A 15,188-nucleotide genomic window follows, 5' to 3' on the forward strand; every position below is an offset into this window, starting at 1 on the left:
CTCTGATACAATTGATGTTTTGCAAGAAGAACCGGATTTACGGGTTCATGCCTACCACCAAGCAAAGAACCCGCAATTGAAAAATGTGTTGCGGCAGAACTTCCAAGCAAATTTTGGTGGAAGTCGCAGAAAATCGGAAGGGAAAAACCGGCTAAATCTTGATTGGCAATACATTGAAAAATGCTGGACACTGCAAAATTATCCGCAAGGATCCGGTCAAGGCCAAACTTCTACACTTATTCATAAGCCGCTATTCAATATAGTAGGCCGCTATTCATTTTTGTATCAAAGGCTTTAATCCGTTCAATTTAACGGATGGCCAAGCAGTAATTACTCATGACGGGAATAATATCTCTCAACGATAGATCTTTAACGTTTAGCAAAATTGAATAACAACAGATTTTACAGCCCTTATCATTTGGACAGAGCCGTATCTTTTTTTCAAAGACACGCTCCCGACTTCTTTAACAAGCACAATCCCGCCCGTTTGACATATGTCCGTTCATTCCAAGACATATCTGCAACGCGTTGAAACGTTGATGTTGCCTATCAATGCTGAAGGTCAATAACCATCGAAACTATCCGTCGATCATAGGAAGTACAAGTCTTGAACTGTGATTTCCCGATCAATGAAATTTTCGCTAACCCATTAGCCCGGTAAAATTCCAAAATAATCGAAATAGAAAGTCCGGATAAAACAAAAAAGCACATTGATTTTACAATGTGCTTTTTCAATTTCATTTATATCGGTGTGATACTTAACTCTAAACAATCAAAGACGTAAAATGGATGAAGAACAATATAAATATATCATATATCTATATTTAAGGCCTCCTTCAAATCACCGCCCGTCCGGTGTGCGAACGCCAATCCATTTATCTTTGACAGCTTTGTTATGTTCTTCCGGATCATATTTGACAACGCGCAGCCCCAATTGATCGGCTGTCATTTTACCGATTGCCGACTGGACATTATAGCTTGCAACCACAACATTACGCTCTGCTGTAACCAATGAAATCTGCGCATCAATAAGTTGTGTGCGTGAATTCAAAACGTCCAGAGTTGTCGCTTGGCCAACACGGTTTTCCTGAACACGACCGTCAAGAGCAATTTCTGCAGCACGAACACTATCACGATAAGCTATAACCGACGCGCGTGCTCCTTCCAATTGAGACCATGAAGACGACATGTTCTCGCGAACGCTATCCTGAGCAAGATCCAGCTGTATCCTTGCCTGACCGAGCTGTTCCTTGGATTGCCGGATTTGAGCCGAAGTACGACCGCCTTGGTAAATTGGCACATTGATTGATACGCCAACCGAATTCGACCGGCCGCCATCCCCCGGACCATTATAGATCTGGTTGTAAGATGTACTTGCCGATAAATCAACCTGAGGAAGCAAAGCGCCCTCTTTGGCTTTGACATTATAGGAGCTGGCATCAATCAGGTATTTTGAATAAAGAATAGCGGGGTGAGTCGCCGCACCAATCTTGTAACCCGCATCCGGTGAACCCGGCAGGGCTTTTGAAACCGGCGGGCGCTCCAATTTGTCGGGGTCCGCACCAATCACCTGACGATAAACGGCTTCAGCCGACTTGACATCTGCACGTGCCAGACTGAGTTCGGATACTGCAACGGAACGTGCAGCCTCTGACTGTGCCAAATCCGTACGGGTTCCCTCGCCAACATCAAGTTTTGCTTTATCAGCTCGTACTTGCTCTTCCAAAGCTGCAAGGTTTTGGCGGCGCAATTCGGCAATCTGCCGATACTGGAACACATTGGCATAGGCTGTTGCGGCATTAACCAGCATATTCTGCTCGGTATTGCGCAAATATTCGCGTTGTGCCTGTGCTTTAACTTCGGCCGAAGCAACGGTATTCTTGGTAACGAAACCGTCAAAAACTTTCTGGCTTAATTGCACTCCCAACGAACCGGTTGTCGTATAATAGGTTGTCGCAGCGCTGCGGCCACGGGCATACGAACCGAAGCCCTCGATTTGAGGACGGAAGTTGGATTTCGCAATGGCAATATCTTCATCGAGAATGCGGGCACTTGCTCGTTCACTATTCAGATTGCCGTTGTTTGTGTAAGCCTTGGCGAGAGCCCCCATCAGCGTTTCGGCATGCACAGGTTGCGATGCAAAAACAACGCCTGATAGCAATAAAGCCGACAAAAGAGCTTTCTTTGTTTTCACCACAGCTACACCTCTATTCAAAAAAATCACACAACCCATCTTGAATGGACAAGTTGATACTATTTACCTGACCGTCAAAAAAATGCAATGCATCCGATCATTAAAAATCCAACCGTTGCACAACCGCAACCCTTTGAGGTTCCTTAGAAAACAAATTCGGGTGTTTTCTGGAAGCCCTCTAACGGGTTGATTGCAAGGTTAAAGACGCGCCGGGCGGATACGACACCGTCTTCTTTCATATAGACGCGAGCAACAGCGGAATTGCCGTGCCCCTCGGCCACCACAAGGCGACCACCTTCACGCATCTGTGCAAAAAGACCTTCCGGTATAAAATCAACGGAACCCTCGAGAAGAATAACGTCATAAGGCCCTTCTTCCGCATAACCTTTTGCGAGAGGTCCGCTGACGACGGCTACATTATCATAACCGCCCTTCTGCATATTTTCATTGGCGACAGCGGCAAGCTTCTCATCCTGTTCCAACGCAATGACGGAACTTGCCAATTTTGACAAAAGTGCGGCGCTATAACCTGTTCCTGCCCCGATATCGAGCACGACATCTTCCAATTTTATATCGGCTACTTGCAACAATTTTGCCAATGCCGCCGGTTTCATCAGATAACGTCCGCGCCCGCCAGCACGTGAAGCAGTCAGGGGAATAGCTTCATCTGTATAGGCCAATTCTTTAATTTTTTCAGGTACAAACTTTTCGCGGGGAACTGTCAAAAATGCGGCCAGAACCGCAAGCTTCGTAACATCCACTGTCCGAATCTGACTATCTACCATTCTCTGCCGAAGCATTGCAAAATCCGCTGCCATAACCGAACTTCCTTCTCATCCACTACGAAACACGCTGTAGGGAAAATATATAATCTAGTGAGGTGTCGCAAAAAACAAAGTTACAGTCAATCATAAGATTTGCAAAGGCCTCATTCACCCTCGAAAATGAGTGGAATACGTCTTCCGACCTTTGTGAACCGTTTTTATGCGGCTTACCACGTCAAGAATTATCACAAAACCTGACTCCGCGCAAAAATCGAAGATCAAACTCTTTAGATATAGATCAAAAATCACTTAATTTTTGAATTTTGTTATAATTCTACCCGTCATTCGGTTCTTTACCCATTTCAAAATCTACATTCGACATAGCGGAATAAAAATTGTTCAAGAATAATCCCTATCTGAAATGTCATAACGGGAAAATCGCTGCAATCGGCAAGCATATTGACGTCAATGACAAACAAATACCTTCGATGAAATGAAACAACCTCGTTAAACCGGACACATGACACCGAACTCATGACACCGGCACTATGACACCGGCACCATGACACCGCACTCATGGCCGCCAACTTATACGCGCCAACTCATAGATGCCAACACTTAGACGCCAACGCATGGGCTTGAACTCTCGGACGCAAACTAATGGACACCAATTTAAGGAAGCCAACTTCACCCTTAAATCAAAGCACAGAACTTTTCACCGGAGGTCTGTGCACTTCGTTGGAATTGCCGAACAATCAATTCACTGCAAATCGGGGCCTTAATGAAGGGAGTATTGGATAACGGCTCACAAAGGGTGCAACCGGAAAATTGGAGGCCTCGCCCGGAGTCGAACCGGGTTACAAGGATTTGCAGTCCTCTGCGTAACCGTTCCGCCACGAGGCCTCATAAAATGTTAGTAGCTCATTAAGTTAAGCAAAGGCTTCCGTCAAGACACACAACAAGCGAATATATGTATTTTTTGTTGAATCTTGCATCGTATTTTGAATAGCGTTCCCATGCCTTGATACTGTTCAGGCTTATCCATGGATTAAAATCGGGTTTCATCTTCGAGGCACGCCGATTTTCACGCATCGGCGCCTATCCTGCTCAAACAAATCAAATCAATAACCGAAAGAATGTGAAAACTTGCCGGAGAGACCGAACTTCACACGTTTACATTCAATGCGCACGAAATATTTTCTCGGAACCGGATTGAAACTTTTCGCTAAAAACCGTCGGTCACAGATTTTTCCCGACATGCAAGACTCATCTTGAGAAAAAGAACACGGCAAATGCTTGAGTCTTACAAGACGCGACATTTTTCGTTGACACATCAATTGCTATTATTGACCTTTGCGCGGCCGTTTTCCGGCAGTTTTCTTCAACCTGTAGTGCATCACCGGCGGGGTGTTGATATTTTTTTTAAAAAATTATCATTTCCCTATTTGCAAAACCTAAATTCATTTGCTATAGCCCTGCTGCATCACACATGTGAGCGCCATTCCCCGGTAGCTCAGTGGTAGAGCAACCGGCTGTTAACCGGTTGGTCGCTGGTTCGAATCCGGCCCGGGGAGCCACTTTTTCCCACATATTATTTGTTAAAAAATTCGTTTTGAGCTTGCTAAAAGCCTCACTTGAAGTCCTGTTTTTCAACTTGCTTTAAAAGCCAATCAAGGCTCTGTTCAGCATATTGTTATAAGGTGAGTTGCGGAACCTTCGAGATTCGGTGTCTCACAAGGCTCTCCATCATTATCGTGATCGCTTTTCGCTACCCGGACTGTTAAAAATTGCCCATTCCGCGCTAAGAACGATAAATTTGCCGTTCCACGCTGATGGACGATAAATAAATCGAGTTAAAAATTTACTGCCAGTTTTTCCGGTTCACTTTTTCAACAAACACAGTCTTGAATGGTGCGGCATTTTAAATGCAAATAGCCATTCGATTTCTGTTATTAACCCGAAAGGCAGAATCTATTCGTCTCAAGTGCGAAGGCGACAATCGAATCGCGGTCACCAGTGGTACACCGGTTTCGGACATTTTCAACGAAACGACTTGAAGCCTATGGTCAAGCGACAAGAGCCACAAGGGTTTTCGTGATATGGTTTCATATCGAACTCTTCAGGCGCAATAAAAACCTCTTCAGGCGAAATAAAAACCGGCATCAGCCGATTTTGTTATTTTTTCTAAAATCATTTATGCGGTAAGCGTAACGGTCGAGTTGCGCTTCTTCCATCGGGTCTCTCTCCCATTCCTCCAAAGCTTGACGATACCATTCCCGCATAGAAGGGAGAGCAAGCAATCTTTCAACATAGTCCAGTGACTTGCTGCTTAATTCGATATTGTAGTTTTTGATACGGAAAGCCACAGGACAGAAGAACGCATCCACACCTGTAAACGCTTCGCCAGCAAGGAACATGCCGCCAAATTGTTCAAATCCCGACAGAAACAGTTCGTCCAGCCGGCGTAGATCTTTTTCAAGTTCCGGCGTCGGTTTTTTCAATTTTGCGACTATTCCAACCGACATCGGGCATTGAGCCCGTAATGACTGGAAGGATGAATGCATTTCGGCAGCGGCTGATCGCGCCCAGGCACGTGCTTCCCGCCTCTTCGGCCAAACCACGTCGTAACTTTCAAATAAATATTCGGTAATTGCCAAACTATCCCAAACGACAGTGTTTCCATCAATGAGAACCGGAACTCTTGCAGATGGTGAAAATGCTTTGAATTGCCCGTAATTATCCTCTTTGAAAATATGTTTTATTTCCTCGAAAGGTATATCCAGCGTTTTCATAAGCACCCATGGACGGAGCGACCATGAGGAATAATTCTTATTGGCAATATGAAGTTTATACATTGAAAAACACTCCGATACCCATTCTGATAGCGTTAATCGCCATCAGCCAACAGCCGACAATTGTTCGGACATTATCAAAGCGAATATCATCCATTGACCATATCCACAACAAGCAGCGTCGTCGGGCAGTCTCCTGATCTTTTATAAGCTGGTCATCCTCTATCCTGTTTAAATTTATGCAGACCAACATTCGTTTGAATATAAAGGATCGGGACTGCGTATAATCCCCCGATTAACGGATACTTTATTGATCGCCATCCCCATTACCAACCACTCGGGTTCGGTAAAGCTTCCCCGTTATAAACGTTAAGGCCAATTTATATCATTTTGTTCTCGCGATAAGATACGCCGGGTAAAATGAAAAACCTGCACTCTTATAGTTATGCCGGGTTAATTTAAATATATCCGGTTAAATAAAAACCTGCACCCTTATAAAAAGAGTGCAGGTATAAAAGCTTGCAGGTCATATCGGAAAGATATTCCCGAATTTCGAGAAACCAATCCTTTTATGAACGACCGGGATACCGATTCATCAGAATTGATACTTGATCTTGAGGCCGCCACCGCCGCCTTCGCGTCTACCAATGAAGCCCTGACCGGTCACATCAACACTCAATGCATCAATCGTGCTTACCGGCTTCATCGAAATACCTGCTTCCACAATGCCTGTGTCACCTTCAAGCGACGGCTTGTCCAGTTTCAATCCATATGCACGGGCTGCAACTTCACCATCAAATTCATGGTCGTAAGCAATGCCGACATATGGTTTGAGCTGTTGATTGTAAATCATTGTATATCTGGTCCCGATGCGCAACCGCGAACTGTCTGCATCGTCAAAGCGCAACCGATCCCGACCGACATCAACTGTTTCGCTATCGATCTTTGTCCAGAAATAACGACCATAAACATCCAGCGAATTACGTTCGTCGAAATTCATGACATAACCGACACCACCATGCAGACCATAATAGTCCGCACCACTGTCGTAATCACTCCCCTCGCCGAATTCGCCCAAAATGTCATCTGTATCAAAATCGGTATCTATATGACCGGCACGGAATGATGCTTCTGCATAAAGCCCGTCTGCCTGACCTGCTTCAAGCTTGTTAACCCGCCCCAAACCTGTACCGGCAAAATCTATCCGGCCAAGAACACCACCACCTGTATAGTGTGTGTCACCGTCACCATGAACAGATGCATAATTGGCAAAACTGTTATAGGTGTCATACGTACCACGGCCATATTCAAAGAATGCGCCGAGTGTTACCGGATGTTTGTCTGCAAGTTCAAAGCCGGTTGCCAAGCCGACAGCCATATTGAAACCATCAACATCTGCATGACTTCCACTCTTGTAACGGTTCGAGCTACCGTCAATAACAAAGAACGGCATCAAATTCATCTGCCATGGATTATTGCCAGCCTCAGCAACAGAACTTCTTGCTGAACGAATACCGGCATTGGCTATCAAATCCGCTCCCTGATTCAAGAAGCCCAGAGATGCTGCACGCCCTTCCGAAAATGCTTTCGTTTGTGGGTTAAGACGACCCGCAAGCTCGCCACTACCACTTCCGTTGCCACCGATATTGCCATTATGCGAATTGCCGGTATTGGAAGTGTCGCCGGAATTGCCATTGTTTTGATTGGCATCGGCCCCATTGTTACCACCGGTATTGCTGCTGTCATCTCCTGTATTGTTTCCGCCGTTGGTTCCTCCATTGTTGCCACCGCCAGAGTGTTCCTCTTTAACATCCTGACTATTTAGAGCTGTTAGAACATAACCATTACCGGATTGCTCTGCCTTCATGTCATAGATCAGGAAATTGCCTTGTTTGACTTGCATATTAGACGCCGACGCGTTGGCAACTTTATCAATAAGCGTAATTTTGTCGCCAACGGACAGGCGACTACCGTCGCTTTCAATTGCAACAGTATGCGTCGTATTAGCTAGATTAACGGCGTTGTCGCCGGTGATGTGAACCAGTATTTCATTATTGACAACATCCTTTGGCAAAACCCAGTTGTAATTTTGAACATTTTCAATGCCCACCAGATCACCGTGGAAGTGAACGAGAGTCAGTGTATTGCCGGTAAAGACATCTCCGGCCGATCTGGTCTTGCCATCAAAAAAACCACCATAAACAGTGCCGCCGATTTTTACATTTCCACCAGTTAAAGTGATCAAATTATTCGTGGCATTGCCATTTGACGTAACACCACCGTAAACATTGCCATCAATAGTTGCATTTTCAATCGACACGCTGTTATTTGTCGCATCCCCAATAAGTGTTTTACCGCCGACACCATAATTAACTAAATGTGCTCCCCCATTAATAGTGAGCGAATTTCCGCTTACATTACCATTTTCGGAAATACCTGCCACGGCGAACGTTTTGACTGTAGCATTCGAGGTCACCAACAAAGTATTTTTTGACGCCGAGCCATATTGTGTATAACCACTGGTAACCTGATTAACAGTCGCACTATCAGAAATCGTAAGCGAATTGCCTTCGGCGTTACCCGATACTTCGGCATTCTGCGACTTTTCAACGTAGCCGGAAGTTATATTACCTGTAACAGTGACATTCTTGACCGTGACAACATTATTTGTGCTTGCACTGTCTGTTGAATAGCCCCCTGTAATCTGCCCATTGATTGCCCCGCCAGAAACATGAACCTCATTCTTATCAGTACCCTTGTTAGCTTGACCGGCGATAATATCGCTGCCGACAGACCCTCCGGTAACATTTATTATGTTACGATCGGCACGGCCATTCGCTGCTTGTCCCCCGATAACAAATCTCTCGACCGATCCGCCGTTTAAATTGACAGTGTTATCGGATACATCGCCCAATCCACTAATACCGGCAATGAGATTTCTCTTTACGTTTGTTCCCTCACCACTCATGGTAACGGCATTACCTGTCACATTACCTGCTGTGTCGGCTGCGCCACCAAGAACATCTTTCTCGACAGTTCCATCGGTAATGGTAACCTGATTACCTGACACGCTGACTGTATTCGGATCGGTGCCACTTTGCGAGCGCCCGCCAAAAATCTGATTCTTTACTGTGCCCCCCGACATTTCAACCGAATTGTCTGATGCCGAGCCTTTTATAGATACCCCGCCGTGGCCAAGTGTAACAGTTCCCCCATTGATGACGAGTTTGTTTCCTTGCGCTGTGCCATTTAGCGCATTACCACCCCCGGCTTCAGCGACTTTGGCGCCTCCCGAAATCGTTGTCACATTATCTTTAGCTGTACCATTGCCTCCTTTAACGCTTCCACCATATGCAGCTCCTGTTACTTTACTGCTACCGGAAATGGTTACGCTATTCCCAATAGCATCGCCTTTTTCGGCTCCATCGAAAATAAATCCTCCTGCAATGTCTGATGCTGTTGCCGAATCATCCATAATGACGTGATTATTGGAAACAGATGCACCACTGCGAGATGCACCGCCTGCAACCAAAGCAGTAGTTGTACCGCCATTCAAGGTTAATGTGTTGTTGTCAACTACACCTGTAGCATCCGTGTAACCGGCGTAAATATTCTTTCCGTAGCTGCCACTTTTGACCACAACCGAATTATTTTTGACATCTCCACTTGACGAAGCACCACCCAAAATAAATGCGTCTGCTGTTCCTCCATTTAGTGTCACAGTGTTGCCAGATGAACGGTCGTCCCAAATCCACCGTAGATCATTCCGGTAACGTTACCTCCAGAAAAGTCGACGCTGTTATTGTTGGCACTACCCTTGTTGGAAATGCCGCCCATGATCCGACCCCCAATTTGGCCGTCGGTTATGACAACCTTATTTTTCTCGGCATCACCGTTCCCGATGATTGCGCCATAAACATCCCCGGTGACTTTCGCTTTTCCCTTGATATTAACGGTATTTTCTGAAGTATTACCACTCGCTACCGTTGCTCCTGCAACGGTGTCAGGAGCTTTATAGTCATCTGTCAAGTTATCCGGATTATCTATCGTGACTGTATTGCCTTGGGTACTCTCGTGAGTTGTCACGTAAGTTCCGCTTTTTTCACTATGGTATTTGTCGTAATCAGCCTGAGTACCATTATATGTGATTTCTCCAGCCCATGCAGTGGACATATTTGCCCCTGCAACCGTCAATGCCAATGTTAAAGCAGACACCGTTGTACTGAAATATTTTTTATTCATTATGAAAATGCCCCGTTGAGAATATTTGCCGATAACGACAGACCAGCTTCTTTTAAAATTTAGAAGCATAACGCGCTTATAAAATCAAGTGCAGAGTAAGCAGGGAAAAATTTTTAGTTAATTTTATACTGTTCTTTTGTTATTTTATCACAGTTGTTTTCATTTATAGTTGAAAAAAATTCTATCTTTATATACTAACTATCTGTAAAATAACGGAAAATTGTTATTTTATAGATTTTTTGCGTTCAACCAGCTAAATCAACTTACAGTAGGTTATTCTTTTGATAGTCCTTATTCAGATCGAGTGGTCATTACCACATAGCAAATCTGTAATACTTTCAAACAATACTTAATCGACTAAATTAGCAATGTTCGGAGGCGCATCGAAGCTGATCCTGCGATTCAAAATGTCATTCCTAATTGATTTGATGAGCGTGATTGAATGCGTTTATAGAAATGTACAATCCTGCAGGCTGCATTGTGTAAAACTATTGTATCCCGATCAAAAATCGAATTGCACCTCCATAAATGAACTGAAGTTATTAAAGCCTCTATCGCCTTATAGTTTGCCGGTCACGAATTGCCCGCATCAGAAACCGATTAACAGTCACATAAAAACCATATCTCAAGTGCTTCACAAAGCGCTTTCCAATCAAGCCCAATGCGTTCGGCGAAACGGGAACAAAAATTATAGCGTTTGTAGAATTTTTAAAAATGACAGGTGGAAGTGATGACAGGAGTTCAGATAAGCAGCCTTATATAAATACGGCATCTATAAAGGACCCGACAAAATATATGTCTCCGAAAATTTCAGATACTCGCCCAACAAGCATCATGTCCGGCACTATCACTTATTGGCATGCATAGAGTTAAATAATACCCCTGCGCACCGTCAAGTTTTTTCAATTTCTGAAACAAATATTATCACAAATAAAATTCTTCAAAAAATTAATTCAAATATATAAATAATATATTATAATAATTAAAACTTATTCTTTTTTTATTTATATCTTTTCTTAATATATATTATTCATTTTTATTTATTTAAATGGATAGTCATTTTACAACATGTTTTTATTTCTCACCGCACTTTTACCTCTTCAAAAAACTGTTACAGTGCCGGAAAATAGATTTTTAAATCACGCTTTATGTTATTATCACGCTCCCGTTTTCATCAAGTGCCAAGTATGAGGTGTCAAGCGTCAATCGAAAAATGTTCGTGTTCTTGCCATTTTCAATTCAAGGCACGTTTAACGAGCTTCGGTGCAGCCGTATGCCTTTGAAATTGAAGTGAACTGTTTTTCAAAGGTGTTTTAACGCCAGTTTTCGAGAGATAGTTTCAGGAGAAGAGTTTTTGTCCGCTATAGCCTATTCAAGCTTGGGAAAAGCAGCAATTAAACGCGTCAATACATCCGATATAGCGCGACTGACGGGGATGAGCCGAAGCACTGTCGATCGGGTTTTGAATGAACGTGGAAGTGTATCGGAAGCGACACGCAAAAAAGTAATTGCGGCTGCAAGAGAACTTGGTTTGAGGCGCGTTCTGCCGGATATATGGCATGGTACCTATCGTATCGAACTCATCATTCCTAAAAATGGGCCTCACAATCATTCACCTTTGTGGAAAGAAATCGACACATTTGCCCAAATCCACGCCCGCAATCTGCCCTCGTATATTTCGTTACACCGCACACTTATTGCCGAAGGCGATCACGACAATCTTTATAAAGCAATTCTTGAACCGCCTTTTCAACGCAATGCGCTTATTATCGCCGCAGAGTCGGACGATGCAGCCATCCCTGCACTTCGCGAGATTTCGGCGCGCGGGCAACATATCATAACCATCGTCAATGACGTACCGGTAGAGGTCGATCACCTTTATGGTGGTGTCGATAATTTCGTACAAGGACAAACTGCCGGTCATCTGATGAACGGGTTACTGAGGGATGACGGGGAGATTCTTGTCATACACGGGTCTGCCAAAAGACGGGAACATCGCGACCGCGTCGTCGGATTTCGACAAATTATCGACCACCGCTATCCGGTTATCATAAATGAAACCACCGAAAATGATGAAATGACCCGTGCAATCGCACTTCAGGCATTCAAAAACCACCATATTGTCGGCGTTTATACAACCGTCCATGCACCCGATGTCATTGGCAACATTTTGAAAACAATGCCCGAAAGGCCAAAATGGATCAGTCACGAATTGAGTGAAAAGCATAAACGCCTTCTTCAACAAGACGTGATTGACTTCGTTTTGGATCAGGATGCCGACACACAGGTTGCATGGGCTATAGCCAATGCCGCAGCCCCGATTCTGGCGGGAAATCATGGAACACATCTGAGGCAGCCGGAATTTAAAATTTTTTGCAAAACAAATATTTGAAAGATCAAGTTTTTTGTTGCGGCAATTGCGTCATTTTAGTGACGCCCCGCGCCTTGCCGCGATGCCCTTGTCAGACTACACAAAATTAGAGACAAAATGTCGCAGGCTGAAACGAGCCACAAACACTTTCAGCCATGCGCAATTTGTAAAGGCTTCTAACCTTTGTTTCTCGTAAAAATTGCTGGTCGATAAAGCAGACGAACAACAATCCAGCAAAGCAATATGCCGGAATTTTGTTCGTAATTTGTTGAACGGCTTGGGTCATCCAATAAGATTGGGAGTATAAATGACGAATTGGAAAATTTGGACGTTACGCGTCCTGGGGATCATTGCTCTATTATTAGGGCTGGCACTCACTATTGGCGGTGTCTGGCTCATTGCACTGGGCGGTTCCTGGTTTTATGCCATTGCAGGCATAGCCATGATGGTCATCGGCTTTGATGTATTCAGGCGCCGGTCATTGGCGTTATGGGTTGCCTACGGGCTACTCATCGTTGATCTTTTGTGGTCATTCTGGGAAGTCGGCTTCGATTTTTGGCAACTTGTGCCAAGAATTATGGTATTTCTTGTTTTTGCCTTGGTGGTTTCGATTGTTTCACCTGCCTTGCGCAAGAAAAATGGTGAAAAATCATTTTCGGCAATGTTCGCAACGGTCAGCTCTGTTGTGCTTGCCATTGCTGTTATTGCAGTTCTCGCCAATATGCCGCGTCCGCACGCATTGGTAACTGCAAGCGGTGAAAAATCGCCGGTTGTTTATAGTGATGCCGGAAAGGACAGCGGAAATGACTGGCCTGCATGGGGACGCAATACAAAAGGCAATCGTTATGCGCAATTCGACCAGATCAACAAATCCAATGTCAAGGATTTGAAGGTCGCCTGGACTTATCACACAGGTGATCTTGCCGTTGATGGCGCAGAATATCAGGTCACCCCGCTGAAAGTGGATGACACGGTCTATCTTTGCACACCGCTCAATAAAGTTATTGCGCTCGATGCGACGACCGGAAGCGAAAAATGGCGGTATGATCCGAAGCCGCAAATCTTTCAGAGTACAAAAGGCTGGAAGAGATGCCGCGGCGTCGGCTATACCGATCTGACAGAACAATATCAGCAAGCTTCTGCCAACCATTCCGTTCAAACTGATGACAACGGAAACAGCAGCAATAACAGCGCTACCCTTCCTTCCGCTTGTCTCAAACGCATTGTTGTGACCACTATCGACGCACGTCTCTTCACACTTGACGCAGAAACCGGCAAGCTTTGTGAAGGTTTCGGCGACAACGGTTTTGTTGACCTGACTGTAGGCCTCACAAAAGAGCCTCCTACAAGCGATCAGGGTTCATACAATATCACGTCTGCTCCGCTTGTTGCTGATGGTGTGATTGTCGTTGGCGGGCGTTTGAACGATAACCTGACGGTTGGTGAACCTTCCGGCGTTGTTCGCGGTTTTGATGCCATTACCGGTAAAATTCTCTGGGCATGGGATGCAGCACGTGGTGCAAAAGACAGCACTCCACTGCCTGCAGGTCAAACCTATGCACCTGAAACACCGAATTTCTGGGGCACTGCAGCTTATGATCCGAAACTCCACCTTGTCTATTTCCCGACAGGTAACCAGACACCGGATTTCTGGACAGGCAATCGCCATCCATATTCGGACGAATATAACGACTCTATCGTCGCGGTAGATATTAAAACAGGTAAGGAAGCCTGGCATTTCCGGACTGCCAATAGAGACCAGTTCGACTATGATGTTTCCTCACAACCTATTCTTTATGACCTTCCGCGTCCGGATGGTTCGGTTGTACCGGTTGTCATCCAGTTGACAAAACGTGGCGAGATTTTCGTTCTTGATCGCCGCAACGGCCAACCGGTCTATCCTGTCGAACAACGCGCTGTTGCCACAGATGCAATGCCGGGCATGAATGTTGCACCAACACAACCTTTCTCGGCTCTTTCGGTTGGTACTGAAAGACTTAAAGAATCCGATATGTGGGGTGCGACCATTTTCGATCAGCTCGTCTGCCGTATCGCATTCAAGTCGATGCGTTGGGAGGGCGAATGGACACCATTGTCGGATAAGAAACGTACCCTTATCTTCCCCGGCTATTACGGTGGCATGAACTGGGGTGGCGGCGCCATTGACGCAGCAACCGGAACGCTCATTGTCAACGATATACGGATGGCACAATGGGGTCGTTTCATTAAACAGGATGTCGCTGTAAAAATCGGTTTGAAGCCGACCACAGAAGGCGAATATTCAACGCAAACCGGCACTCCTTGGGGTGTTGAAAGGTCAATGTTTGTTTCGCCACTCGGCATACCATGCTTTAAACCGCCATTCGGCTCTTTGACAGCTATCGACCTTGTTACCGGAAAAACCAAATGGCAGGTACCGCTTGGTTCCATTCAGGATGCACCGGTTCACGGATTTGTTCCCGGCGTTTACATTCCGGTCGGAATGCCGACAATGGGCGGGCCACTGGTTACCGGTGGCGGGTTGACCTTCTTCCATGGTTCGCTTGATTATTACATCCGTGCATTTGATAGCGATACAGGAAAAGAACTCTGGCGCGGTCGTCTACCCGTTGGCGGACAAGGTGCACCAATGTCTTATATCGGTAAGGATGGCAAACAGTATATCGTTGCTGTTGTGGGTGGTGCCACACGTACAGGAACCAATAAGAACCAATCCGATCTGGTTATCGCCTATAGCTTGCCGGATAATAAATAAAAAGGATAACATTCCTTTTTGAAAAAAGCTCTTTCCGGTCTATCCGGCAAGAGCAACTAACCCGAATATT

Annotated in this window: 7 protein-coding genes and 2 tRNA genes; 3 read left to right on the plus strand and 6 right to left on the minus strand. The window is 45.1% G+C overall.

Going from position 1 to position 15,188, the window contains the following annotated elements; translation table 11 throughout:
• Positions 1–841 precede the first annotated feature (841 nt).
• The 3 genes from GQS64_RS08400 to GQS64_RS08410 all read right to left on the minus strand — a co-directional run bounded on the left by GQS64_RS08400 (position 842) and on the right by GQS64_RS08410 (position 3,861).
• Positions 842–2,233, minus strand: a complete 1,392-nt coding sequence (locus tag GQS64_RS08400) for a TolC family outer membrane protein (protein ID WP_198231245.1) — start codon at positions 2,231–2,233, stop codon at positions 842–844.
• A gap of 104 nt (positions 2,234–2,337) precedes the next feature.
• On the minus strand, positions 2,338–3,012 hold the full coding sequence (locus GQS64_RS08405; protein ID WP_198231246.1) for a protein-L-isoaspartate O-methyltransferase family protein: 675 nt from the start codon (positions 3,010–3,012) through the stop codon (positions 2,338–2,340).
• 775 nt (positions 3,013–3,787) lie between these two features.
• A tRNA-Cys gene (locus GQS64_RS08410) sits at positions 3,788–3,861 on the minus strand.
• A 599-nt stretch (positions 3,862–4,460) separates the two neighbouring features.
• Here GQS64_RS08410 and GQS64_RS08415 point away from each other — a divergent pair.
• Positions 4,461–4,535, plus strand: a tRNA-Asn gene (locus GQS64_RS08415).
• Positions 4,536–5,120: 585 nt separating this feature from the next.
• Here GQS64_RS08415 and GQS64_RS08420 read toward each other — a convergent pair.
• The 3 genes from GQS64_RS08420 to GQS64_RS08430 all read right to left on the minus strand — a co-directional run bounded on the left by GQS64_RS08420 (position 5,121) and on the right by GQS64_RS08430 (position 9,992).
• On the minus strand, positions 5,121–5,813 hold the full coding sequence (locus tag GQS64_RS08420; RefSeq protein WP_198231247.1) for a glutathione S-transferase: 693 nt from the start codon (positions 5,811–5,813) through the stop codon (positions 5,121–5,123).
• 532 nt (positions 5,814–6,345) lie between these two features.
• Positions 6,346–9,471: a hypothetical protein gene (locus tag GQS64_RS08425; protein WP_198231248.1), complete on the minus strand. Its 3,126-nt coding sequence runs from the start codon at positions 9,469–9,471 to the stop codon at positions 6,346–6,348.
• Positions 9,468–9,992 (minus strand): hypothetical protein, encoded by a 525-nt coding sequence (locus GQS64_RS08430; protein WP_198231249.1) that lies wholly within the window; start codon positions 9,990–9,992, stop codon positions 9,468–9,470. Before GQS64_RS08430 ends, GQS64_RS08425 begins: the two co-directional genes overlap by 4 nt.
• A gap of 1,354 nt (positions 9,993–11,346) precedes the next feature.
• Between GQS64_RS08430 and GQS64_RS08435 the strand changes: the two genes are divergently transcribed.
• Both GQS64_RS08435 and GQS64_RS08440 read left to right on the plus strand, forming a co-directional pair.
• Positions 11,347–12,384, plus strand: a complete 1,038-nt coding sequence (locus tag GQS64_RS08435; protein WP_198231250.1) for a LacI family DNA-binding transcriptional regulator — start codon at positions 11,347–11,349, stop codon at positions 12,382–12,384.
• 286 nt (positions 12,385–12,670) lie between these two features.
• Positions 12,671–15,118: a membrane-bound PQQ-dependent dehydrogenase, glucose/quinate/shikimate family gene (locus tag GQS64_RS08440; RefSeq protein ID WP_198231251.1), complete on the plus strand. Its 2,448-nt coding sequence runs from the start codon at positions 12,671–12,673 to the stop codon at positions 15,116–15,118.
• Positions 15,119–15,188 lie beyond the last annotated feature (70 nt).

This window comes from Bartonella sp. P0282, from assembly GCF_048452985.1.
GTDB classification, from domain to species: Bacteria; Pseudomonadota; Alphaproteobacteria; order Rhizobiales; family Rhizobiaceae; genus Bartonella; species Bartonella choladocola.